The sequence below is a fragment of the Orenia metallireducens genome (assembly GCF_003001995.1).
Taxonomy (GTDB): domain Bacteria; phylum Bacillota; class Halanaerobiia; order Halobacteroidales; family Halobacteroidaceae; genus Orenia; species Orenia metallireducens_B.
On sequence record NZ_PVNB01000001.1, the window covers coordinates 44,363 to 67,752 of the forward strand.

Annotated in this window: 22 protein-coding genes, 11 tRNA genes and 1 other annotated feature; of the genes, 13 read left to right on the forward strand and 20 right to left on the reverse strand. The window is 33.3% G+C overall.

The window, feature by feature from the left end:
* Nucleotides 1–66 precede the first annotated feature (66 nt).
* From hpf to BX659_RS00205, 5 genes are all read right to left on the reverse strand, one after another.
* Complete coding sequence (hpf, locus tag BX659_RS00185; RefSeq protein ID WP_097016610.1) at nucleotides 67–609, reverse strand: ribosome hibernation-promoting factor, HPF/YfiA family; 543 nt, start codon at nucleotides 607–609, stop codon at nucleotides 67–69.
* 341 nt (nucleotides 610–950) lie between these two features.
* Nucleotides 951–1,739, reverse strand: coding sequence for a basic amino acid ABC transporter substrate-binding protein (locus tag BX659_RS00190; protein WP_097016609.1), 789 nt, complete (start codon nucleotides 1,737–1,739; stop codon nucleotides 951–953).
* 248 nt (nucleotides 1,740–1,987) lie between these two features.
* Complete coding sequence (locus BX659_RS00195) at nucleotides 1,988–2,743, reverse strand: basic amino acid ABC transporter substrate-binding protein (RefSeq protein ID WP_097016608.1); 756 nt, start codon at nucleotides 2,741–2,743, stop codon at nucleotides 1,988–1,990.
* A 198-nt stretch (nucleotides 2,744–2,941) separates the two neighbouring features.
* Complete coding sequence (gene uvsE / locus BX659_RS00200; RefSeq protein ID WP_097016607.1) at nucleotides 2,942–3,868, reverse strand: UV DNA damage repair endonuclease UvsE; 927 nt, start codon at nucleotides 3,866–3,868, stop codon at nucleotides 2,942–2,944.
* Between the two features lie 68 nt (nucleotides 3,869–3,936).
* Nucleotides 3,937–4,326: a Fur family transcriptional regulator gene (locus BX659_RS00205; RefSeq protein WP_097016606.1), complete on the reverse strand. Its 390-nt coding sequence runs from the start codon at nucleotides 4,324–4,326 to the stop codon at nucleotides 3,937–3,939.
* Nucleotides 4,327–4,530: 204 nt separating this feature from the next.
* Here BX659_RS00205 and BX659_RS00210 point away from each other — a divergent pair, with 204 nt between their 5' ends.
* Both BX659_RS00210 and BX659_RS00215 read left to right on the forward strand, forming a co-directional pair.
* Nucleotides 4,531–5,496 (forward strand): L-lactate dehydrogenase, encoded by a 966-nt coding sequence (locus BX659_RS00210; RefSeq protein ID WP_097016605.1) that lies wholly within the window; start codon nucleotides 4,531–4,533, stop codon nucleotides 5,494–5,496.
* A 252-nt stretch (nucleotides 5,497–5,748) separates the two neighbouring features.
* A complete protein-coding gene (locus BX659_RS00215) occupies nucleotides 5,749–5,970 on the forward strand; it encodes a NifU family protein (protein WP_097016604.1) in 222 nt (73 codons plus the stop codon).
* A gap of 238 nt (nucleotides 5,971–6,208) precedes the next feature.
* Here the strand turns inward: BX659_RS00215 and BX659_RS00220 are convergent, their stop codons facing one another.
* Entirely contained in the window at nucleotides 6,209–7,786 is a 1,578-nt protein-coding gene (locus BX659_RS00220) for a PAS domain-containing sensor histidine kinase (protein WP_097016603.1), read from the reverse strand.
* Between the two features lie 180 nt (nucleotides 7,787–7,966).
* Complete coding sequence (locus BX659_RS00225; protein ID WP_097016602.1) at nucleotides 7,967–8,803, reverse strand: helix-turn-helix domain-containing protein; 837 nt, start codon at nucleotides 8,801–8,803, stop codon at nucleotides 7,967–7,969.
* Between the two features lie 431 nt (nucleotides 8,804–9,234).
* Between BX659_RS00225 and BX659_RS00230 the strand changes: the two genes are divergently transcribed.
* From BX659_RS00230 to BX659_RS00280, 10 genes are all read left to right on the forward strand, one after another.
* Nucleotides 9,235–9,311, forward strand: a tRNA-Pro gene (locus tag BX659_RS00230).
* Between the two features lie 101 nt (nucleotides 9,312–9,412).
* A tRNA-Arg gene (locus BX659_RS00235) sits at nucleotides 9,413–9,489 on the forward strand.
* A gap of 35 nt (nucleotides 9,490–9,524) precedes the next feature.
* Nucleotides 9,525–9,600 (forward strand) — tRNA-Lys (locus BX659_RS00240).
* Nucleotides 9,601–9,673: 73 nt separating this feature from the next.
* Nucleotides 9,674–9,749: transfer RNA gene (locus BX659_RS00245), tRNA-Lys, on the forward strand.
* An 85-nt stretch (nucleotides 9,750–9,834) separates the two neighbouring features.
* Nucleotides 9,835–9,910, forward strand: a tRNA-Lys gene (locus BX659_RS00250).
* Nucleotides 9,911–10,117: 207 nt separating this feature from the next.
* Nucleotides 10,118–10,193 (forward strand) — tRNA-Glu (locus BX659_RS00260).
* Between the two features lie 97 nt (nucleotides 10,194–10,290).
* Nucleotides 10,291–10,366, forward strand: a tRNA-Val gene (locus BX659_RS00265).
* Nucleotides 10,367–10,457: 91 nt separating this feature from the next.
* Nucleotides 10,458–10,534, forward strand: a tRNA-Asp gene (locus BX659_RS00270).
* A gap of 64 nt (nucleotides 10,535–10,598) precedes the next feature.
* Nucleotides 10,599–10,674 (forward strand) — tRNA-Thr (locus tag BX659_RS00275).
* A 96-nt stretch (nucleotides 10,675–10,770) separates the two neighbouring features.
* Nucleotides 10,771–10,855, forward strand: a tRNA-Tyr gene (locus BX659_RS00280).
* A 125-nt stretch (nucleotides 10,856–10,980) separates the two neighbouring features.
* Here BX659_RS00280 and BX659_RS00285 read toward each other — a convergent pair.
* The 8 genes from BX659_RS00285 to BX659_RS00320 form a co-directional block, all read right to left on the reverse strand.
* Nucleotides 10,981–11,307 carry a thioredoxin family protein gene (locus BX659_RS00285; RefSeq protein ID WP_253250657.1) on the reverse strand — a complete coding sequence of 109 codons (327 nt, stop codon included), beginning with the start codon at nucleotides 11,305–11,307 and terminating at the stop codon, nucleotides 10,981–10,983.
* Nucleotides 11,308–11,458: 151 nt separating this feature from the next.
* Complete coding sequence (locus tag BX659_RS00290; protein ID WP_097016600.1) at nucleotides 11,459–11,683, reverse strand: hypothetical protein; 225 nt, start codon at nucleotides 11,681–11,683, stop codon at nucleotides 11,459–11,461.
* Between the two features lie 69 nt (nucleotides 11,684–11,752).
* On the reverse strand, nucleotides 11,753–12,610 hold the full coding sequence (gene dat / locus BX659_RS00295; RefSeq protein WP_097016599.1) for a D-amino-acid transaminase: 858 nt from the start codon (nucleotides 12,608–12,610) through the stop codon (nucleotides 11,753–11,755).
* A gap of 43 nt (nucleotides 12,611–12,653) precedes the next feature.
* The gene (trmL, locus tag BX659_RS00300) at nucleotides 12,654–13,118 is read right to left on the reverse strand and encodes a tRNA (uridine(34)/cytosine(34)/5-carboxymethylaminomethyluridine(34)-2'-O)-methyltransferase TrmL (RefSeq protein ID WP_172431816.1); all 465 of its coding nucleotides are present in this window, start codon (nucleotides 13,116–13,118) and stop codon (nucleotides 12,654–12,656) included.
* A gap of 131 nt (nucleotides 13,119–13,249) precedes the next feature.
* Entirely contained in the window at nucleotides 13,250–13,714 is a 465-nt protein-coding gene (locus BX659_RS00305; RefSeq protein WP_097016597.1) for a DUF523 domain-containing protein, read from the reverse strand.
* 6 nt (nucleotides 13,715–13,720) lie between these two features.
* A complete protein-coding gene (locus BX659_RS00310) occupies nucleotides 13,721–14,068 on the reverse strand; it encodes a hypothetical protein (protein ID WP_097016596.1) in 348 nt (115 codons plus the stop codon).
* A 313-nt stretch (nucleotides 14,069–14,381) separates the two neighbouring features.
* Nucleotides 14,382–15,317 (reverse strand): DUF362 domain-containing protein, encoded by a 936-nt coding sequence (locus BX659_RS00315; protein WP_097016595.1) that lies wholly within the window; start codon nucleotides 15,315–15,317, stop codon nucleotides 14,382–14,384.
* Between the two features lie 101 nt (nucleotides 15,318–15,418).
* Nucleotides 15,419–15,895: a superoxide dismutase family protein gene (locus BX659_RS00320; protein WP_097016594.1), complete on the reverse strand. Its 477-nt coding sequence runs from the start codon at nucleotides 15,893–15,895 to the stop codon at nucleotides 15,419–15,421.
* Nucleotides 15,896–16,080: 185 nt separating this feature from the next.
* Between BX659_RS00320 and BX659_RS00325 the strand changes: the two genes are divergently transcribed.
* A tRNA-Ile gene (locus BX659_RS00325) sits at nucleotides 16,081–16,157 on the forward strand.
* 117 nt (nucleotides 16,158–16,274) lie between these two features.
* On the opposite strand, the gene BX659_RS00330 is transcribed toward BX659_RS00325, so the two are convergent.
* The 5 genes from BX659_RS00330 to bioF all read right to left on the reverse strand — a co-directional run bounded on the left by BX659_RS00330 (nucleotide 16,275) and on the right by bioF (nucleotide 23,354).
* Nucleotides 16,275–17,918, reverse strand: coding sequence for a Na/Pi cotransporter family protein (locus tag BX659_RS00330; RefSeq protein ID WP_097016593.1), 1,644 nt, complete (start codon nucleotides 17,916–17,918; stop codon nucleotides 16,275–16,277).
* A gap of 352 nt (nucleotides 17,919–18,270) precedes the next feature.
* Nucleotides 18,271–19,149: a 3-deoxy-7-phosphoheptulonate synthase gene (gene aroF / locus BX659_RS00335; protein WP_301178917.1), complete on the reverse strand. Its 879-nt coding sequence runs from the start codon at nucleotides 19,147–19,149 to the stop codon at nucleotides 18,271–18,273.
* Nucleotides 19,150–19,244: 95 nt separating this feature from the next.
* Nucleotides 19,245–19,482 (reverse strand) — a binding site (T-box leader).
* 333 nt (nucleotides 19,483–19,815) lie between these two features.
* Nucleotides 19,816–21,171, reverse strand: coding sequence for an adenosylmethionine--8-amino-7-oxononanoate transaminase (bioA, locus tag BX659_RS00340; RefSeq protein WP_097016591.1), 1,356 nt, complete (start codon nucleotides 21,169–21,171; stop codon nucleotides 19,816–19,818).
* 134 nt (nucleotides 21,172–21,305) lie between these two features.
* Nucleotides 21,306–22,040, reverse strand: a complete 735-nt coding sequence (gene bioD / locus BX659_RS00345) for a dethiobiotin synthase (RefSeq protein ID WP_097016590.1) — start codon at nucleotides 22,038–22,040, stop codon at nucleotides 21,306–21,308.
* Nucleotides 22,041–22,184: 144 nt separating this feature from the next.
* Nucleotides 22,185–23,354 (reverse strand): 8-amino-7-oxononanoate synthase, encoded by a 1,170-nt coding sequence (gene bioF, locus BX659_RS00350; protein WP_097016589.1) that lies wholly within the window; start codon nucleotides 23,352–23,354, stop codon nucleotides 22,185–22,187.
* Nucleotides 23,355–23,390: the final 36 nt, after the last annotated feature.

The following is a 23,390-nucleotide window of genomic DNA, read 5'->3' on the forward strand; positions in this document are numbered from 1 at the left end:
TCACTATTAAAGAAATAAAGAAAAAAAGGCTAGCTATTAATAGCTAGCCTTTCTTGATTATGTCTCTTAGAATGTAGGTTCAATTAAACCATAGTTCCCATCATTTCTTTTATAAACTACATTGACCTCTTCTGTCTTAGCATTTGAGAATACAAAAAAATCATGATGTAATAAATCCATCTGCATAACTGCTTCTTCTATATACATAGGTTTAATAGCAAACTTCTTAGTCTTAACAACCCTTACTTCATGTTCATCCTCATCATTATCATTATCATCTTCTATATCTAAGATATCTTCTTTATTAATTCCTTTTATCTTACGGTTGATCTTTGTTTTATATTTGCGAATTTGACCCTCTAATTTTGAAACTACTCCATCTATAGAAGTATACATATCATCAGTCTTATCTTCAGCTCTTAAAATAAGCCCATCTACAAAAAGAGTTACCTCTACAATATGGCGCCCTCTCTCAACTTCTAAAGAGACTTGAGCTTCTATAACATCCTCATACTCAAAATACTTTCTAACTTTACCAATCTTATCTTCAGCATAATCTCTCAAAGAATCTGTTATTTCTATGTTTTTACCTCTAACAATAAATTTCATTACTAGACCAACTCCTTCCAAGATAATCTGGGTAATCTATTTATATAATTCTATCTTATATTGAGATATTCCTGCTTTTTATTCTATTTATTTTTAATTTTTAACAAAAAAGTTTACTGATTAATCAGTATTCATTGCTAAAGCCTTATGGTGCTAATACTAAATATACAAACAATTGATATCTAAGAGATATTTCGACACTTTAGTTTCCAGTAATCAAGGAGCAGGCACCTGTATATTTAACAGATTCCAGACTCCTGATGACCAATCTCCAAAAACATCTTAATAGATTTAATTAAGACCTAAACTAAAAAAGTAGCAGGATCTCCTGCTACTTTCTCTTATTCAAACCATTTAGCATAAATTTCATCATAAGTACCATCTTGCTTTAGTTCAGCTAAAGCTTCATTAATTTTTTCCTTCAACTCAGTATCTTCTTTTCTAAATGCAATACCATAATATTCAGTAGTAAATGGCTCACCTACTATCTTAACCTCTGGATGCTCTTTAATATAAGCTGCTGTTACTGGTAAATCATTAACTACAGCCTCTACCTGACCATTTTGTAAAGCAATAAATGCTTCTGGAATGGTATCAAAACGCTTAATCTCTTTAACTCCTTCCATTTCACTTACCTTTAAATCTCCAGTTGTACCTAATTGAACAGCAACTATCTTATCTTCTAAATCTTTAACCCCTTTTACAGAAGAGTTATCTCCCATTGCTGCAATCACCTGACCTGCATTAAAATATGGATCAGAGAAATTAACTGCCTTCTTTCTCTCTTCAGTGATCGTCATAGCTGACATTATTAAGTCATATTTTTTAGCTTGTAATCCTGGAATAATTCCATCAAAGGATGTATTTTGTAGGTCTAATTTTATATCTAACTTTTTAGCAACCTCTTTTAATACATCTACATCAAAACCTACAATTTCCCCATTCTTATCTTGATATTCAAACGGCTTATAAGCCGCATCCATACCTACCACTAATTTTCCTTCTGCTTGAACCTTATCCCAGGTAGCTTGTTCATCACTACCAAAAATCCACCATGCTCCCGCTACAGTTGATATAGAAAAAACAAATATCAGAGCCAAAATTAATAAATATCCCTTTTTTCTTAACATCAAATTCCCTCCTAATATCATTTTCATGTTATGTTTTTGTTAATTATACCTTTTTTATTAGAGTCAGTCAAGATTATTTGAAAAAACAGACATAAATATAACATGAACATTACATTAACTCTAATTTCCTACTATACTAGCAACTTCTGCACTAATAGATTCCGTAAAGAAATAAAAAAAAGCAACAGGACATAAAACGCCCTAGGTAGGGGACATTTCACATTCTGCTACTTTTTTATTTAATCTTCTTATTTAAACCATTTAGCATAAATTTCATCATAAGTACCATCTTGCTTTAATTCAGCCAAAGCAGTATTAATTTTTTCTAATAACTCTGTATCGCCTTTTCTCATAGCAATACCAAAGTTCTCTGTGGTAAATGGCTCTCCTACAATCTTAACCCCAGAATGTTCTAAAGTATATTTAGCCACTACTGGTAAATCTGCAGCTACTGCATCCACTCTACCATTATTTAACTCAATAAAAGCTTGTGGTATCTTCTCATAACGCTTAACTTCTACACCTTCCATCTCACTAGCCTCTAAATCAGCTGTTGTTCCTAACTGTACTCCAACTTTTTTACCTTTTAAATCTTCTACACTTTTAATATTATTATTACCATCTAATACAGCAATTATCTGACCAGCATTAAAATAAGAATCAGAAAAACCAACTGCTTTCTTTCTCTCTTCAGTGATTGTCATAGCTGACATTATTAAGTCATATTTTTTAGCTTGTAACCCTGGAATAATTCCATCCCAAGCAGTATCCTTTAATTCTAGCTTAAGATTTAATTTTTTAGAAACCTCTTTTAAAACATCTACATCAAAACCAACAATATTATCACCTTTATCATGATACTCAAAAGGTTTATAATCAGCACTCATACCAACTACTAGCTTCCCTTCTTTCTCAATCTTCTGCCAAGTCCCTTGCTCTTGACTAGAACATCCTGCCATTATAAATAAAGCAAATACTAATGTAAGTAAAATTATTTTTTTCATCATCAGTTCCTCCTACTATCTTCTTTTTTATAATTATACAACTTAGATTATAAACATGCAAGAATTTTAGTTATTTTTATATCTTATTCTAAGAACAATTGATATAATTGAAAGATAAAACAAGATTTTAGATACTAGCAGCCAGTAGCTAGTATCTAAAATGTTTCAATATGCCCATTAACCCCCCTTATCTAAAGCTCATATTTTTAAATTATACATTTGCTTAAAATCCTCCCTTAATTTAAGCAATGCTTTATCTTTATTCTTACACTCTAGCATTACATCAAAATCTCTATCGCCTATAGTAAGTAAATCGATAAACTCTTTAAAGTCCTTAGGATCAATATTATCAGCATGACTGGCATAATCATCCTCACTTCTAGGTGTAGAAAAATGAAATTTTGGCTTGCCATGCCCTTCCCAAGTAGCAAATACCCTTGGCAAGATCTCCTCTAATTTTTCATCCTCAGTATGGTTACAGTTAAAATGATGGATATCAAAGACAATAGGTATCCCTAACTCTTCTGCTATTTCTAATACTTCAGTGGCAGTATAGGATTTGTCATCATTTTCTATAATTAGTCTACTCTTTATGTCTTCAGATAGAATTTCAAAGTTCTTCTTAAATCTATTTATTGCCTTCTCTTTATTTCCATAGACACCTCCGATGTGTAAGACTACTTTAGTGGTTGTATCCAAACCCATTGCCAATAAAAACTTAGAATGATACTCTAACTCTTCAATCGACCTCTCAACGACATTCTTTCGATTACTGTTTAAGATAGTATACTGACTAGCATGCATACTGACTCTAATCTCATTTTTTTTAGCATAATTTCCAACCTCTAGAAACTCTTTTTCAAACTTATTGAGATAATTCCACCCATTACTAACCTCATGGGTAGCTAAAGGAACAATGTTAGAAGAGAAACGGTAAAATTTTATATTATGAGCCTTATTAAACTTCAATATCCGTAAGGTATTCTCTAAATTCTCCTTTAATAATGTATTCAGCTTAATTTTTTGACCCTCAAGAGACAGTTTCTTTAAGTGTCCCACAGTTGTTCTACGATTAGGTGTACAGTCTTTTAAATTAAGATTAATACAGGCATAACCCAATTCCATCTTAATCAATCCTCTCTTTAAATAATAAAAGCCTCCTATCTCTATAGGAGGCTTACCCTTTATAATTATTATTTACTACATTCTGCACAATAACCAAAAAACTCTGTTCGACGATAAGAAACTTCCCCACCAATACAATCAGCCACTTCTTCATCCAATTCTCTGTCCACATCTAAATCAACATCCATCACCTGACCACACTCTAAGCAAGTAAAGTGATAATGATCATCTGAGTTAGCATCATAGCGACTATAACTACTACCATAATTTAATTCAATAATCTCGCCCATCTCTCTTAAAACATTTAAATTACGATAGATAGTCCCTAAACTAATATTAGGAATCTCCTGCTTTACTTCATCATAAATCCAATCAGCTGTTGGATGAGATCTAGTAGATTTTAAGACCTCTAGTATCTTCTTTCTCTGCTTAGTCATACGCCTTTGGGGATTTTTCATAACTGCTCACCCTTCTATTAAGTATTATTTAATTAAATTATAGCAATTATAAAATAACGTGTCAATGCTAATTAGTAATAATAACTATTTTTATTTTAAAATCTTTCTATCAAAAAAAGGAATAATAATTATTATCAATAATTATATACTATAAGATATTTATTTTGTATATAATATTCTTAGAATATAAAGGAGAGGATAAGAATGAACATTAAATGCCATTCCAAGAACGACCCCAATAAAATTGCTATTATCGGTGCAGGTGGTGTTGGAGCTACAACAGCTTATGCACTAATGATTGAAGGTATTGCTTCTGAGATTATCCTAATTGACATCAATAAAGATAGAGCAGAAGGTGAAGCAATGGACTTAAATCATGGTAGTTCCTTTGTTAAGCCAGTTGAAGTACATGCTGGTGATTACTCCGACTGTGCAGAAGCCAATATTATCATCATTACTGCTGGTGCCAATCAGCAACCTGATGAAACACGTTTAGATTTGGTTAAGAAAAATACTGAAATCTTTAAACAGATTATACCAAAAATCACTAAGTATAATCAAGATGCTATTCTATTAGTAGTTACTAATCCAGTAGATATCTTAACCTATGTCACACTTAAATTGTCTGGTTTTCCTAAAGAAAGGGTTATTGGTTCTGGTACTGTATTGGATAGTTCTCGTTTTAGATCATTAATCAGTAGAAACTGTGGGATTGCAGCTAGTAATGTCCATGGTTATATTATTGGAGAGCATGGTGATAGTGAAGTTCCAGTCTGGAGTTTAACCAATATCGCTGGAACTAAAATCGATGATTACTGTCCAATCTGTGATGGTGACTGTTCTAGTAATAACCGTGATCAAATTGCTCATAAGGTCAAAGATGCCGCCTATGAAATAATCGAAAGAAAAGGATCTACCTTCTATGCTGTTGCTTTGGCAGTTGCTAGAATTGTTAGAGCAATAATTAGAGATGAAAATGCTATTTTGACAGTCTCTAGCTTAATGGAAGGAAATTATGGAATAGATGATATCTCTCTAAGCCTTCCTACTATAGTTAATAGTTCAGGGATTGCTAAGGTATTAGACTTACCATTAAATAAAGAAGAGAAAGATCAGTTTGTAAATTCAGCAATCACTTTAAAAGAAACTGCTAAAACTTTGGATTTATAAAAGGAGTTTAAGTCTTCAATCTAGAAATAAAGCTAGATAAGTTTTGGAAAAATAGACCGATCTATAAAGTGAGTTCTTAGCTTCAAAGGGAGTTTTTCATCTCCCTCTGAGACTTATATCCACAGGATGACCTAAGGCCCTAGAACGAATCCAGAACCATAGTGTCTCTTATCTCCCACTTAATAGAAGTGGAAGTTTTAGAGACACTCAGGTGTCGGATAAATTAGACTTATTTTAAGGAGGTGAGAAGTTGTGAAAGAGAAAGTAAAAGAGGTTTTAGATCAAATCAGACCATCTCTACAAGCAGATGGTGGCGATGTTAAATTAGTAGAAGTTACAGAAGATGGAATTGTAAAACTTGAACTTCAAGGAGCTTGTGCTGGATGCCCAATGTCACAGATGACTCTAAAAATGGGTATTGAAAAGAATCTAAAGAAGTTTATTCCTGAAGTAAAAGAAGTACAATCAGTATAGTATATTAAAAACCTCGATTCAATGAATCGAGGTTTTATCCTTTATCAATATTCTCATATTAAAATTAAAACTCAAAATTACTAATAAGATAATCATTAAATTACTATTTCCTCTCACTAATAAGTATAGCCATCCAATTGTAAAGTGAGACATACAATATATTTCATGTCTTTATCTTTTACCAATTGCTAGTCACTGGTTACTCATCACTGTCAGCCAACTTGACCTCTATTTTAATTCATTCTAAAATTGGATAACTATATATATCTGCAAATTCAACATTTAACTTCTCAGCCACTCCTATATTATCATAATTAGCATAAGAATTATTCTCTTGCTTAACTCTTCTATCTGGAATATATATAATAAATTCACTTCCTTTACCATATTCGCTCTTTACTTCAATTCTTCCTTGGTGTAGATCAACCAGAGATTTAATAAGAGAGAGTCCAACTCCACTGCCTAAAATATTTCTTCCAGATAAAATACCTTCCTCTACTTGTTCAAAACGATTGAATATCCTCTTTTGTTCAGTCTCATTCATACCAATTCCAGTATCTTTAACAGAGATTAAAACCTCATTATCTTTAGAATCTATAGTTACAGAGATTTGATCATCTTTATTGGTAAATTTAATTGCATTAGAGATCAAGTTTAAAATAACCCTTTCTATACTAAAGGGATCACAAGCAATCATCTTATGCTCTGTTCTTCTATTAAAATTAAATAATCTATCTTGATTCTCTATATACCCCTTAGTGGATTGGGCTATTAAGCTAATAACTTCTACTATATTATGATTTTCTAATTTTATATTATAGGAATTAGAATCAATTTTAGTCAGATCAACTAAGTCATTTACTAGTTTTAATAATCTATAGCTATTCTGTTTAATCATATGAGTATAAGAATTAATTTTTTTAATATTATTTTTTGCTAAATTATTCTTACAGTACATATTTAGAACCTGAACTGAAGATAATATCAAATTTAGTGGAGACTTTAGATCATGAGAGATATTAGAAAAGAATTCTTCTTTCAATTCATTTGACTCAAGGCGCTTCTTCAAAGACTTCTCTTCTGTTATGTCTGCTAGTGAAACAATACTCTGGTTAGTTTTAGAAATTATTTCTGTTTGACATAATACATTCTTAATATTTTCATACTTGTCCATTAGGTGAAATTCATATTTATTGGAGACATCTTCTTTATTTAACTTTCTCTGATAATGATAAGCTAACATCTCTTCTAATTCTTCTTTATAGGCAATTAACTCAGTGAATTTCATCTTTCCTTCAATCTCTGCTTTAGAGTAACCAGTTAATCTCTCTGCTTCTCGATTAGCCATAGCGATAGTAGTGTCTGACTGAACAACAAAAGTAGCTGTTCCTGTGTTTTCAAACAAAGTTCTGTATTTTTCTTCCTGCTGCTTAATTATATTCTCTTCTGTGATATCAAAAATAACAGAATATAATAGTTTTTCTCCTTTGATATCCAGTGGATTGCTATATACTTGAACCTCACGTATACTCCCATCTCCCAGCTTATGTACAAAATTAAAGTAACTCCGCTCTTCTAGCTCTGCCTTTTTCATCTCCTTAAATATCTCTTCATCAGATAAAGCATTGATCTTACTGATATTTTTATCTAAAATCTCTTCTCTTGTATAGTTGTAAAAAGAACAGGCAGATCGATTTGCATCTACAATTTGACCTGTTTTAGGATTGATTAATAATATAATTGCAGGGTTACCCTCAAAAAATATCTGATAGAAATCTTCCAAATTATTGAAATTTTCATATATAGGTCTCTTCATTTACTAATAGCCTCCTGATAAAATTTTATAGAATATTTTGGTATCTTATAGTATCTTTTAAATATTTTATCTATATTTCCCTTTATCGTTATAGCGATATTGATACCTGATTACTCCCAAGAAAGCTTATTCTAATTAAAAGACAGCAGAAGATTAATCTTCTGCTGTCTTTTCTGTTTACTAATAATCTATTAAGTTTTTAATTGGTAGATCAAAGGCCTTAGCTATTAATCCTATACTCCTTAATGTAGGACTCTTTCTTCCATTTTCAATATCACTTAAAAAAGATTGGGAGATATCTGCTTTGCTAGCTAATTTACTTTGAGTTAGAGACCTTTGCTCCCTTATCTTCCTAATTCTTTTTCCTATACTTTTATCATCTAGCAATTTATTTTTATTTTCTATATTCTTTAATTTCTCTTCAAGACCTTTAATAGCAGTCAAGACTATCATTAGATTTTTAGGATCAGCATACTCTATAGGAACTGACAGATTTAAAGCAGCAATTATCTTACCATCTTTATCCCGTATAGGTAGTCCAAAACAACATAGATATCGATAACCTTCTACATAATGCTCTACACCATATATTAATAAAGGTCTCCCTTCTTTTAAAACAGTTTCAATAGTACTATTTCCTACATAGTTTTCTGAATAATTTATACCTAATCCTATTCCTTCACCAGTAAGATTACCTGAAATTTCAATAGACCAAGCATCTTTATCTGTCAGAAATATAATATGAGGAATGTTGAGTAGACTTAATGAGATATCCTCCATAAAAGGCTTTGCCGCATTTATTAGTTCTTCATTTTTATTACGTATAATCTGTAACTCTTTCTCTGATAAGCAGTGGAGTTTAGCAAACTTAGAACTAATATTCTCCTCTTTACATCTCTGCCAAGCCTTTAGAGTAATCTCTCTATATGTAGGGTTATACTTAACATTGTCAATTATATTGTTCCACTGCTTAATCAATTGATATATTTTTATACTATTTAAATCCACTATTGGCACCTATATCTCCTTTTACTATAATCTATAATTAATTTAACTTTTTAGCAAAGTAGAAGTATTAAAATTTAAATACTATTGATATATATTAATTTAATTAACCTTATTTTGATATCTATTCACATTACTAATTCTCTTTGAATTGTATTCTATTTTATTTACATTATACTAAAAATAATAATCTTTTTCATTCTTTATTTAGCAAAACACCACAGATAAAAATTGAGTTGATTTACTTATACAATAAATTAATTTTAAAAGATAAAACTTCTAGATAATAGTTTATTGACAAAATAAAAAGAAAATGATATATTATTAAGCGTTGTCACAGAAAATACCCCAAAAATAATTTTTGATGATTTTTTCTTGACACACTTAAGATAATTTATTATAATAGAATTTGTCGAATTGATAATTACTTCTATTTGATACGCCGGAGCATGGCGCAGTTTGGTAGCGCACCTGGTTTGGGACCAGGGGGTCGCAGGTTCAAATCCTGCTGCTCCGACCATTTAAAATGCAGATAATAGATAACAGATAAATTCAAAAGATTTAAGTTTTTGGAGGTTTTATCTATAATCTATTCTCTATAAACTATAATCTGAAATTCATGCGCCTGTAGCTCAATCGGATAGAGTAGCAGACTTCGAATCTGAAGGTTGGGGGTTCGATTCCTCCCGGGCGCGCCATTTATTAGATTATAACAACAGTTTTATTATAAAAAGGGCTATTAGCTCAGTTGGTAGAGCACCTGACTCTTAATCAGGGGGTCGCAGGTTCGAAGCCTGCATAGCCCACCAAAATCTTTTATTAAAAAACGCAAGATTGATTTTGGCATTAGGTCATCGAGACCGTCACACTATTTTAATTAGTGGATCATTAGCTCAGTTGGCAGAGCACCTGACTCTTAATCAGGGGGTCGCAGGTTCGAGGCCTGCATGATCCACCATATTAAAAACAGTAACGAGTGAATAGTAAGAAGTACTCAGTTAAAGAATGTTACTAGTTACTGCTCATTTAATTACTGAATTCATGGGCCATTAGCTCAGTCGGTAGAGCACCTGACTTTTAATCAGGGTGTCGGAGGTTCAAATCCTCCATGGCTCACCAAAAACTTTTGATTTTAAAACGATATGAAGTTTTCGGTACTTGCCCATCGAAGGCAGTGCACCAAAATTTCTTATTGAAGAATGCAATGAAAATTTGGGTTAAAAGATCAAGCCCGTCACACCATTTAAACAGATTAAATTTTTTAGTTGACAAGCAATTAAAAATGATTTATAATCTGGTATTGTGAGTAATTGATAATCCTAATAGGCCCCCATCGTCTAGTGGCCTAGGATACTGGGTTTTCATCCCAGCGACAGGGGTTCGAATCCCCTTGGGGGTACCATTAATTAGCTACTAACTTCTAGCTATTAGTCACTAGCTTAAAACCTTTTTAAGTTCTAAGCCAGTAGCCAAAAGCTGGCAGCCAACAGCTAAAACAAGGGCGAATAGCTCAGTTGGGAGAGCACCTGCCTTACAAGCAGGGGGTCACAGGTTCAAGTCCTGTTTCGCCCACCATTTTATTTAGTTAAGAATTAAAAGTTAAAAATTAAGAGTTGTAATGATCTTTAATTATTAACTCTTCACTATTAACTTTTGACTAATATACGGGGATGTGGTGGAGTTGGTTACCACGCCGGCCTGTCACGCCGGAGGTCGCGAGTTCGAGTCTCGTCATCCTCGCCATTTATTTTGTTAGCTTCTAGTAGTTAGCTACCAGCTATTAGCTAGAGGCAAAAAACAAAAACATGCTAACTTAGCTCAGTTGGTAGAGCAGCTGACTTGTAATCAGCAGGTCGTCGGTTCGACTCCGACAGTTAGCTCCATTTATTTTATTAATAATTGATAATTTTCAGTTAAAAAATAAAGCTACTAAAGCTTTTATTATAGATTGTTAGTTATTAATTAAAAACAAAATACACGGAGGGGTTCCCGAGTGGTCAAAGGGAGCAGACTGTAAATCTGCCGGCGACGCCTTCAGAGGTTCAAATCCTCTCCCCTCCACCATTTACTCTATACTTGGTTATTAACCAAGTCTTTTTATTTTTTGAATATTAATCTAAACTTATTAAAAATTAATAGATATGATACAAAGAGGCGAGGATGATTTAAATCATCCTCGCCTCTTTCCATTATAAGAAGGACTTTATCTGATAGTATAAGTCACTACTCTCTCTTATTCCAAAAGCAGTATATACAACCTTTCCTTCTATAAATAGCTTCAATATAGGTACACTAGATACCTGATATCGCTCTACAATCTTTGGAGAATTTGAAATAGAACATTCATAAACTAAAATTTCAGGAAATGAATCTATGACTTGATTTAAGTTCTTCTTAGCAATCTGGCAATAACCACAGTTTTGTGAAGTAAAGAGTATCAATAAGTTCTTATAAGAATCTACTATTCTATCAAAATTATCGTCATTTACTTTAGCATATTCTATTATGCCTATCACTCCTTATCCTCTTTGAATAAACAAGTGGAAAGCTGCTTTAATTAGATATTAGTCAATTATTAAATTTAGAAGATTTGATTAAGATTATCTCTCAAATAGATAGAAAGCTATAGATTAATTTAATGACAGCTTATAAGCTATCAACTAGAAATTATGAAACCTTCTCTTGATAAAGCCCCTTCTCTAAGCTGGCTAATTGCTGTTGCTTCTCTTCTCTTATTTGAGCCTTTAATGACTTTATCTTTTTACTAGCGTCTATAATCTTTACGGTCAACTCTTCTTTATCTTGATAATTATCAGTGTGTTCATAATCATACTTCAATAGACTTATTACCTCTTGCCAAACATGTAACTCTAACTCTAGTCCTTTTTTCATCTCAAATATCTCCCCTTACTATTTTAATTTATGATAATATTCAACTAAAGATACTTTAATTTTAAAGAACTAAAAATTATCGATATTCTCCCTATACTTCCTATAACTACTATGCAACCTTCTTGTTATAGGACCAATTTTGCCATCATTGACCTTTCTACCATCTATCTCTATAACACCTAAGACTTCCTTAGTAGTACTGGTAATAAAGACCTCATCAGCATCATAAAGCTCTTCTACTGTATAGGTCTCTTCTTTAGCTTCAAAGCTCTCTTCAGCTAATTCTAGAACTATCTCTCTAGTAATACCACTTAATAATTTATTAGTAATTGGATGGGTTATAACTATACCATCTTTAACTATAAATACATTACTACTAGTCCCTTCAATGACAATATTATCAGGTGACACAAAAAATCCTTCAAAAGCACCTTGGTCCTTAGCCTCTTGATTTGCCAAGATATTAGGTAGTAAGTTAGTAGTTTTTATATTACAATAACTCCATCTAGTATCTAACAGGGTTACTGCATTAACACCACTCTCCCATAACTCTTCTGGAAAAGGCTGAGGTGGTAGAAGATACATAATAATTGTAGGGTCAAGGTCAGGGTTAAAACTATGATTTCTAGGTGAAACCCCACGGGTTACCTGGATATAAAGGCTTCCCGATTGATTATTTATATTCTTATCTATAACCTTTAATGCTATCTCTTTTAACTCCTCTAAGGTGTGCTTGACCTTTAATCTAATTAAATCTGCACTATTTAATAGTCTCTTAAAATGTTCATCAGCTTTAAATAATTTTCCATCGTATAATTTAATGACTTCATAGATTCCATCACCAAATTGAAATCCCCTATCCTCAATAGAGACTTTTGCATCAGATTGTTCTACAAATTGTCCACTTATGTAAGCTATATCTTTCATTATTCCCCTCCTCAAGAAAAAAATACTATAAAAGCATCAATTATTATAATAATTCTGAAAAACCAGTCTGTCTTAAGGCTTCATATAAAACTATACATACTGAGTTAGCCAGATTAAGTGACCTAGTCTCAGCCTTCATTGGAATTCTAATACAATTATCAGAATAATCCTTGATAATATTATCAGGCAAACCTGTAGTTTCTCTACCAAAGACTAGAAAATCATCAGACTCATACTCGACATCTGTATAATGATTCTTAGCATATTTAGTAGAAAAATAAAAGTTACTATCACTATACTTTTCAAATAACTCTTCTAAACTATCATAATAATGAATATTCAATTTATCCCAATAATCCAATCCTGCTCGTTTGACAGTCTTTTCATCAGTTGAAAAACCTAAAGGTCTAATAAGATGTAAGCTCGATCCAGTACAGGCACAAGTCCGAGCAATGTTTCCAGTATTGGGTGGAATCTGTGGTTGATATAAAACTATATTCACTGTTATCCTCCTTAATCTTAAAAGTATTTCAAACGATTTCATAAAATAAGCAAATATTATTAAACAATAATTATTCTTACTTAATCTATCATACTGCTACTTATAAAATCTCATACTTATTTCTTTTTATGAAAAGATTATAATTTAGTAATTATCCTATCTATCTCTTCTTCATTAAATACTTCAATTCCTTCTTTTTGTAGCAATGCAGTAGTAACTCCTACCCCTGCCTTCTTATTTCCACTAAAGCTCCCATCATATATCACTCTACTACCACAGGAAGGACTTTTAGCCTTTAATATTGCCAAGCTACAACCATGCTCTTTAATTAAAGCTAAAGATTCTCTAGCCCCTTCAATAAAACTAACTGTAACATCATTCCCTTCTTTGTCTATAACCCTAGCAATACCTTCCAATACACCTTTACCATCACCACCCTGAATCTCAGCAGGCGGTCTAGGCGTGCTTAATCCTCCTAGCACTTCAGGACAGATACTGATAACCTCTTCATCCTCTAGTAATTCTGTTATTCTACGATCATAGTTATTATTTCCACTATACCTACAATCTTCACCTAATAAACAAGAACTCACTGCTATCATCAACAACTACCCCTTCTTTAACCAATTTTGAGCCTCTTCTAATGTCATAAACTGCTCTATCTCAGCATAATTTTTATACTTTCTTTTCCACAATCTAAATTTAAACTTATTGACCAACTCTGGCAAAACAATTGAAATTCTCTTTACCTTTATCTTAGACAGATATTGAATAAAGATATCAAATTGACTATCATTTAAATTAACTCCTCTTACATCTAACAACAAACTATTATTACCTACCTCAAATTCCAATAGTTCGTTGATTTTTCTACAAATTGCTTTGGACTCCACCTCATCTATTATATCATTTCCAGTGACAACTATAAACTCTTCTTTATTAGTTAATTTATACAATTAAATCTCCCCCTTCCATACTCTTCTTTTATAATATTACAGGAGATTTAATTCTGTGTTTATTAAAGTGGTATAATCATCTGCTATGCTAATTAAGCTTTAATGTAAGTAGTGATATTTAATAAGGATATTGCGACAGTTTAGCTACTAGCTTCTGACCTCTCCTACGGGTTTAAAAATCATAAACCCTCCGTGATAAATCTGCTATTAGCTAAGAACTTATAAAACTAGAGGCTAGTAGCTAGTGGCTATTAAAAAGTGTTACAATATCTATCTATTTTATCAATCCTTATCCCATTAAAGAGGAGATAAATCAATGGGTCTTAGACCTTAAATGGAGTGGCAGAATCTCATATTTATCTAATACTATCTTATATCCATAGGCAGCTTGGCTGAACTTCTCTTCTGCTTGATTTAGTGGCATTCCCATTAGATTGATATTTCTTAAATCCCCTTCTCCTACTTTTGATCTAATCAATTGATGGAGATAGGAGACAGCTTGTTGACGAAAACCTAATAGTCTTGCCCCTACCACATCAGTAGCAATAGGATCTGTACCTGCTACTACCAAATCAGCATTGACAGGCTTACCATGAGAAGGACCTGTACCTATCATCCCATTATCACCACTTAAAATCGTCAAATCTATAGGAATTAATTTTGCCATAGCCGCTATAAATTCATGTAAGTATTCATGGATTCCTCTATCTGCTTTAGGAAATCCATGAATCTCAGCTGGAGGCCATGCTAGAGCAATATTCTTTATTCCTAAAGAGACTGTTGCCTCTTCATGGTGCTTTATTTGAGTATAAGAGATTAAAAAATCCGTTTCAGTCAATACCTTATTCAACTTAATCTTTTTAATAATTGGATGGTCAAGTTCAAACTCCTCATAAGGACCATAATTTAAATCAACAAAATCTACACCCTCATCCTCAATAATCTGTTGATATCCTGTCTTCTTCATTACATCCTTTGTATCTGCTCCACCAGAGCCAGTAGCAACAACTATTCTAGCGGGAGATTTCTCCTTAATATATTGAATCAACTTTCTTAGAGATTCAGGACCTACTACTGTTCCAGTCTGAGGTGTGTTATAATTTACCCAATTTGGTGTAATAGTTACTCTATCCTTAGCAGTAATCACTTTATCTGTAGGTAACATAGCCAAAAGCCCTTGAATCACATCACCTTCAAGCCCTTCTCCTAGAGCTACACAAGGCTCTTTAACCTTTCGCTCTCTTAACATGTAATCCCTCCATCTTCTCTAACCATTTTTGCCATAGTTTGTCCAATTAAAAGAAATAAATTCAAGAACGAAGCAATTATACCGTTCTTGAATTATATAGCTTAATCCCATTCAATCACTCCACAAGCCAGCCTTTTTCCAGCATCACCCGCTGGTTGGCTCCGATAATCATCAGGATTTTGATGTATAATAACTGAACGCCCCACAACATCTTCTACCTCAAATTCATTAGTAAAAACACTCATTCTAGCATAGCCATCATTAGAGAATAATACAGGTAGATCCCCTGCATGATCACCATGGGGTTGATTATCAGGATTGTAATGCCCTCCTGCTGCCTGAAAAGGATCATTAGGATCTCCTATCTTACAACTGCCAAACTCATGGATATGAAAGCCATGGGGCCCAATTGGATCTTCTCCATCTCTAGCTGGTTGATAAGGAGGTAAACCACTAACCTCTACAGAGACCTTGGTGCCATCTGCTACAGGGATAAAATAGACTATTCCCCTTATCTGTGGTGCTAGAGGACCACCTTTAATTCTAGCACAAGCTATTCTTCTGAATAAATTTACCATAGTTATTCCCTCCTAATTCCTATATAATAGGAGATATCCTTTGTTACTAAACTTGTAACTATCTTATTCATTCAGTTTAAAAATGTGCTTAATCTTGATATTAAAATTTATATTAATTTTATCCTTGACAGTCAAAAGTATTTTAGTTATAATATTAATTGTCGTTGCAAAAATTTCAACACTCTGGACCTGTAGCTCAGTTGGTCAGAGCACTCGGCTCATAACCGATAGGTCGGAGGTTCAAATCCTCCCAGGTCCACCATTAAATTTAATAATTATAAAAAAAGAACTGCCTTTTGGGCAGATTTTTTATTTTTTTTTGCAATAAAAAAACTCCTCTGTTATCAGCTGATAACAGAGGAGTTTTTAAAATTATCATTTATTTCTTTTCAATAAAGCTATGACCAATATCAGCAGATTGGTCACTGATATGCTCTAATTTTTCAAGGATCTCTAAATAGACAATAGCAGCACCTGGTATACAGGAACCTTGATTTAATCTCTTCATATGTTCCTCACGATATTCTCTTTGTAAATCATCTACGTATTGTTCAGCCTGAATCAATTCAGTAGCTATTGACATACTCTCTTTCTCAATCAATTCATAAGTCTTAGCCAAGATATCCAAGGAAATATCAAAGATATTTTGAATACTATCTCTAGCATCTTCAGAGAATTCATTCTTATTATTTATATGCTCAATAAGTAACTTCGATAATGAATCAGCATCATCACCAACACTTTCAATCGCATCTATAATGATAAAGTACATATCGATTGTTTTAATATCCTCTTCCGACAAGTTAGCTTGAGGTATCTTAGTTAAAAAGACTAATAACTCCTCCTCTAACTCATTGACAATCTCTTCTTTTTTGCGAATAGAATCTATTAAGTCCTTATTCTCATTTAGAAACGCTTCCTTCGCATCTCTAACCATATCAGTAGAGATTTCTAACATACGAGCCACTTCACGCTTTAATTGCTCTACTGCTACACTAGGAGTCTCTAACATTCTCTCATCAAGATAGCTTAAGCCACGTTTAATATCATCATCTTCACCTGGAACAATATAATTTACAATTTTAACAATGAATCCTACAAAAGGTAACCAGATAAGTGCATTGATAATATTGAAAGCCGAATGGGTATTAGCAATCATTCTAACTGCATTAACCTCATGACCAGCACTTAAGGCTCTGTTAGTAAAGAAGTTCTCTAAAATCCCAGTAAAGTTTGGAATAATATATAAAGTTACTAAAAAGACAAGAGAACCAATTACATTAAATACTGTATGGGCTGCTGCAGCACGCTTAGCATTACGATTAGTCCCAATACTTGATAATATCGCTGTAATAGTAGTACCAATGTTATCTCCTAATAAAATCGGTACAGCAGCATGATAATCTAATACTCCTACAGATAATAAACTGATTAAGATACCGATACTAGCACTACTACTCTGCACCATTACTGTCATCATAGTTCCTACTAATACACCTAAAATAGGAACATGGCTAAAGGTTCTCATCCAATGAACAAAAGCCTCAGATTTTCTAAGGGGCTTCATTGTATCTTTCATGATTGTCATTCCTAAGAATAAGATACCAAAGCCTAAAAGAACTTGTCCTAAATGCTTGAGTTTATCATTCTTACTAAATAAATACAATACAGCACCGATAGCGATTGCATGTAATGAATAATGACTTAATTTAAAAGAAATCAACTGGGCTGTGATAGTTGTCCCAATATTGGCACCAAAGATTACCCCAACCGACTGTTTTAAAGTCATTAAACCTGCATTAACAAAACCTACTACCATTACTGTTGTAGCACTACTACTTTGAATAATAGCTGTTACTCCAGTCCCCACTAGTAAACCAGCTATACGGTTAGTAGTCAATAGACCTATTAATTGCTTTAATTTGTTACCAGCAGATTTTTGTAAGCCATCTCCCATCTGCTTCATCCCATAAATAAAAAGCCCCAAACCACCTAATAAAGAAAATACCATATCTAACGACAAGTAAATCTCTCCTTCCCCAAAATTAAGTTTTAAAGGTACAAAATAAACAAGTCCCAAACAAGTTTATTTTTCGACATTAATTGCCAAAATCCTTTAATATTTATTTCAAAAGGTTTATAATAAAATATAAATTATTCATTATAGACCTTTAAAATCCCAAGAAGTATCTATGTACTATGATGACTTGATATTAATAATTTTATAAATAAAATTAATATTCATAAATACACACCATCTATTATTATATCATTTTTTTAATTTTGGTCAAGTTAATCAAATTTAATTAATGCCAGTAATTTAACTAATTAAAAAAAGGCAACTCTAAGGTTGCCTTAATATAGAAGTTTCAAATTTACACAACTAACCTCTTATCTACAGCCTGTGCTACTCTATCAAGCTCCTTTATCATCTGAGCAAACTCTTCAGGTCTTAAAGACTGTTCACCATCACACAAGGCTTCTTCAGGATATGGGTGCATCTCAACTATAATGCCATCAGCTCCAGCAGTAACTCCTGCTTTAGCTAAAGGAGCTACTAAACTCCGTTTTCCAGTCCCATGGCTTGGATCTATAATTATTGGTAAATCAGTCATCTCCTTAATCCATGCTATAGCATTTAAATCTAGGGTATTTCTAGTAGCAGTTTCAAAGGTTCTAATTCCTCTTTCACAGAGAATAACCTGAGAGTTACCATGGGCAATGATATATTCTGCTGCCAATATCCACTCTTTAATTGTTGCTGAATAGCCTCTTTTTAATAGAATAGGCTTCTCTAATCTTCCTAGTTTCTTTAATAGACCATAATTTTGCATATTACGTGAACCTATCTGTATAATATCAGCATAATGGTTCACTAGTTCTATATCATCAGAGTCCATTAATTCTGTAACAACCTTAAGTCCAGTCTCTTCTCTAGCCTCTGCTAACAACTTCAATCCTTCTTCCCCTAAACCTTGGAAGCTATATGGAGATGTACGTGGTTTAAAAGCCCCGCCTCGTAAAATATGGCCACCATATTCTTTAACATATTTAGCTGCCTCCAATAACTGCTCTCGACTCTCTACAGCACAAGGACCTGCCATAATCACCAACTCATCGCCACCAATCTTGATATCTCCTAGCTCTACAATCTTCTGATGCTTCTCCACTTCTACACTACTTAACATTTTATCCACTCCTCTTTTTTTGATAGTGTGGGTGTGAGTGGTCAGTATGAGTAAATTCAAAATCATTAAAAAATTTTAATTGAATACTATTCTTTCTCTTTGCTCATACTCATTACTCACACTCACACTAAAATATAAAAAGCCCACCTTGTCATCCTTATATTTAGGACGAAACAAGGCAGGCTTGAATTTCGTGGTACCACCCTAATTGGACTACTAAACTTCTAGTCCCACTAGTTTCAATAACGACAGAAATGCCGGTATAACTTACTAAAAAGTTCAGCTATACAGCTCCAGAGCGAAATTTCACTTAATGACCTTTAGAGATGCTTACAGCCGGTGACATCTCCTCTCTGTAAAGGCTACCATTAACTTACTTAACTCCTTCATAGCTTTTAACAATATTCTATTTAAAGTACGTTTATCTTTAATCTTATTTTTAACAATTGTAACAATTATTTATAGTATTGTCAAGTATATTTAATACCTTTTGATTATATCAAATTATTGAAATTTTAAATTTTAATATGATAATTGTCTGTTAATGGGTATATTGCGACAGTTTTGCTACTAGCTTATAGCTACGCTACTGGTTATTAGCTAAGACCTTAAAAGCTAAAGGCTAGAAGCCAGCAGCTAGTAGATAATAAAAAAGTGTCGCATTATCTCTCTATTACCTCAATTTATATATTATACGGTGAATACTTTTAATCTGTGCTAAAGACAGTTTAATTATTCAGTCACCTCTACTATTGATTCATAGATTATTTCTAGCATCTCAGTTAATTCCTCTTTAGTACTACATAGTGGTGGCATAAAAACTACTACATTACCCAATGGTCTAATGATCATTCCTTTCTCTCTAGCTACCATACAGACCTTAACCCCTTTTCTCTGTTCCCAAGGGTACTCTTCTTTACTCTTTTTGTCTTTAACCAGTTCTATTCCAACCATCAACCCTTGTTGGCGAATATCTCCCACATGCTTTAATTCTTTAAAAGACTCTAATTTATTTTGAGCCAATTTGATTTTATCCTGCAGCTTTTTGATTATCTCTTCTTTTTCAAATAAATCTATATTAGCCAAGGAGACTGCTGCGGCTAAGGGATTTCCTGTAAAGGAGTGTCCATGAAAGAATGTTTTCTGACTAGCATAATCATCATAAAAGGCATTATAAATCTCATCAGTGGTTAATGTAGCTGAAATAGGTAAGTAACCGCCACTGATTCCTTTAGCTACTGTCATAATATCAGGACTAACCCCTTCATGTTCACAGGCAAACATCTTCCCTGTTCTTCCAAATCCTACAGCAACTTCATCAGTTAACATCAAAATATTATATTTATCACATAGCTCTCTAGCTTTACTTAGATAACCTTTAGGAGCTGTAATCATTCCCCCTGCTCCCTGTACCAGTGGTTCAATTACTAAAGCCGCTATCTCTCTATGGTGATCTTTCATCATTCTTTCCAATTCTTTAATACAGCTAAAATTGCATTTACCCTCCTCTTCACCAAAGCTACAGCGATAACAGTAAGGTGATGGTGCTTTAAGACTATCAAACAATAATGGTCGGTAGATTTTGTGGAAGAGATCTACTCCACCTACACTGACAGATCCTACTGTATCACCATGATAAGCATTCTTTAAGGTAATAAACTTATCCTTAGACCCACAATCCTCATCAATCTGTTGCCAATATTGAAAAGCCATCTTTAGCCCAATCTCCACTGCTGTGGAGCCACTATCTGAGTAAAAGACCTTATTCAATCCTCCAGGAGTAATCTGAACTAACTTCTCAGCCAACTCTGTGGCAGGAACATTTGCCAAACCTAGCATAGTAGTATGGGAAATCTTCTCTAACTGCTCTTTAATCGCATCATTTAACTCCTTCTTCTGATGCCCATGGACATTTAACCAGATAGAAGAGACACCATCATAATATGAATTACCCTCAGTATCATAGAGTTTAACCCCTTCTCCCCGTTCTATAATCAATTGCTCATTCTCTACCCATTCTTTCATCTGAGTAAAAGGTTGCCAAACATACTTCTTATTCTTCTCTAATAACGATAATTCTTCTATCATACTAATTCCTCCCTTTTAGTCTGAGTCTAAGCTTAAGTCAACCATCTAATCTATCTTTTTAAACTTACTCAAGCTTAAACTTATACTTAAACTAACTACAGCTTTAACCACAATATTCTCTGCTAAGCAATGGTTTAAATATTCAGTGTCACCTGCAAACTGTTAGTTATCTTATCTATCTCAACATTCTCTTCAAAAATCCTAGCCAAATCTACCTTATCAGCATTACTATCTAAATCCTCTATGTACGGAACTATCCCCAATATTGGTACATCTGCTAGTTCAGCAATTACCTCTGGATTGGTCTTTTCTGCAATCCCTGCTTCTGCTTCCTTAAGTCCATTGATAATCACACCCAACACTTTGATACCCAGCTCTCTAGCTACTTTAACCGTTAAGACTGTATGATTAATCGTACCTAGATTAGGTCTAGCTACAATGATTATCGGTAATTCAAAACTCTTTACCAAATCTGGTGTCAGAAAATTCTTAGCCAGAGGTACCATCAATCCTCCAGCCCCTTCAACTATTAGACCTTGGTGTAGTTCTAATAACTCTTCATAAGCTCTATCTACCTTAGTCAAATCAATCTCTACCCCTTCAACCTCTGCTGCTACGCTAGGGGCTAAAGGCTCTCTTAAACGAATCGGGTTCATCAAATCATAATCTGTCTCTAAATCTACAAATTTTAGTACAAATTCTAAATCTGGAGATAGTAGTCTTCTCTCAGCTTCTATAAAATCTGTTTGAAAGGGCTTCATTAATCCTATATCATAGCCCCTCTTTCGCAAAGTAGCTAATAACCCCGCTGTAACTACTGTCTTACCTACATCAGTATCTGTTCCTGTAATAAAAAATCCTCTATTCATTCTAATCACCACTACTTTCTAATTTGTTGTCTTACAGATAATAATAAACTCAATATAATAGGAAGAAAAGTCATAAATCCCCATAATTTTATAAACTATTTATTGTAAGACCTTAATTGTCAATTGTAAACTATACATTGGAATTTATCTTATTAACTTTAATTCTCGTCCCACTCTAGCAAAAATGTCCAATACTTCTTCTATGTCTGTCACACTATGACTGGCCATCACTGTAACTCTAATTCGACTGGTTCCTTCTGCAACTGTAGGTGGTCTAATTCCTGATGCCAATACCCCTTCTACTAATAAAGCTTTACTTAACTCCATTGTCTTCTCTCTATCACCAATCATAATTGGGATAATAGCACTATTACTAGGCAACAGCTCATAACCTAAGTCCTCTAAGCCATCTTTTAATAAATTGACATTTCGCCATAAATTCTTAAACAGTTCAGGATGAGACTGTAAATATCTTAATGAGGCCAAACTAGCTGCTATCGTTGCCGGTGCTAAGGCTGTAGAATAGATAAAAGACCTTGCTTTATTCCGTAATAACTCGATTAAATCTTTACTACCTGCTACAAAACCACCTTCTGCTGCTAAAGCTTTACTTAAAGTACCTATCTGAATATCTATCTTACCTTCAAGCCCAAAGTGTTCAATAGTCCCTGCTCCCTTACTACCCAAAACTCCAGTTCCATGGGCGTCATCTACCATTACTAAAGCTTGATACTTTTCAGCCAATTCTACTATCTCTGGTAAAGGTGCCAGATCACCATCCATACTGAAAACCCCATCAGTTACAATCAATCTTCTCCTATATTTACTAGATCTTTTTAATATATTTTCTAGTCTTGCTAGGTTACCATGTTTATACACTAAAAATTTAGCCTTGCTTAAGCGACAACCATCAATAATACTGGCGTGATTTAATTTATCAGAGATGATTACATCCTCTGATCCTACTACTGTAGCCAACACACCAAGATTAGCCATATAGCCAGTATTAAAGACTAAAGCATCTTCAGTATTTTTAAAATCAGCTAACTCCTTTTCTAACTGCTCATGTAAGTCATAGTTACCAGTGGTTAAGCGGGAGCCTCCAGAACCAGTTCCATACTTTTGTATAACTCTAATAACCGCTTCTTTGATTTCTTGTTCAGTCGATAATCCCAAATAATTATTAGAGGCTAACATAATAACCTCTCGATTATCAATAATCACTCGTGGAGATTGCGAGCTTTCTAACCTCTTTAATTCTCTATGTAAACCCTCTGCTTTTAATAAACTTAATTCTTGATTCCAAAAATTCATTAACTCACCTCTATCTAGCTATGTCAAAAATTATTA

Excerpts from the sequence above, each read along its gene's own strand:
- hpf (WP_097016610.1), bottom strand. The coding sequence starts at position 609 with ATGAAATTTATTGTTAGAGGTAAAAACATAGAAATAACAGATTCTTTG.
- BX659_RS00190 (WP_097016609.1), bottom strand. The coding sequence starts at position 1,739 with ATGTTAAGAAAAAAGGGATATTTATTAATTTTGGCTCTGATATTTGTT.
- BX659_RS00195 (WP_097016608.1), bottom strand. The coding sequence starts at position 2,743 with ATGAAAAAAATAATTTTACTTACATTAGTATTTGCTTTATTTATAATG.
- uvsE (WP_097016607.1), bottom strand. The coding sequence starts at position 3,868 with ATGGAATTGGGTTATGCCTGTATTAATCTTAATTTAAAAGACTGTACA.
- BX659_RS00205 (WP_097016606.1), bottom strand. The coding sequence starts at position 4,326 with ATGAAAAATCCCCAAAGGCGTATGACTAAGCAGAGAAAGAAGATACTA.
- BX659_RS00210 (WP_097016605.1), top strand. The coding sequence starts at position 4,531 with ATGAACATTAAATGCCATTCCAAGAACGACCCCAATAAAATTGCTATT.
- BX659_RS00220 (WP_097016603.1), bottom strand. The coding sequence starts at position 7,786 with ATGAAGAGACCTATATATGAAAATTTCAATAATTTGGAAGATTTCTAT.
- BX659_RS00290 (WP_097016600.1), bottom strand. The coding sequence starts at position 11,683 with ATGAAAAAAGGACTAGAGTTAGAGTTACATGTTTGGCAAGAGGTAATA.
- dat (WP_097016599.1), bottom strand. The coding sequence starts at position 12,610 with ATGAAAGATATAGCTTACATAAGTGGACAATTTGTAGAACAATCTGAT.
- BX659_RS00305 (WP_097016597.1), bottom strand. The coding sequence starts at position 13,714 with ATGATAGCAGTGAGTTCTTGTTTATTAGGTGAAGATTGTAGGTATAGT.
- BX659_RS00315 (WP_097016595.1), bottom strand. The coding sequence starts at position 15,317 with ATGTTAAGAGAGCGAAAGGTTAAAGAGCCTTGTGTAGCTCTAGGAGAA.
- BX659_RS00320 (WP_097016594.1), bottom strand. The coding sequence starts at position 15,895 with ATGGTAAATTTATTCAGAAGAATAGCTTGTGCTAGAATTAAAGGTGGT.
- aroF (WP_301178917.1), bottom strand. The coding sequence starts at position 19,149 with ATGATTTTGAATTTACTCATACTGACCACTCACACCCACACTATCAAA.
- bioA (WP_097016591.1), bottom strand. The coding sequence starts at position 21,171 with ATGATAGAAGAATTATCGTTATTAGAGAAGAATAAGAAGTATGTTTGG.
- bioD (WP_097016590.1), bottom strand. The coding sequence starts at position 22,040 with ATGAATAGAGGATTTTTTATTACAGGAACAGATACTGATGTAGGTAAG.
- bioF (WP_097016589.1), bottom strand. The coding sequence starts at position 23,354 with ATGAATTTTTGGAATCAAGAATTAAGTTTATTAAAAGCAGAGGGTTTA.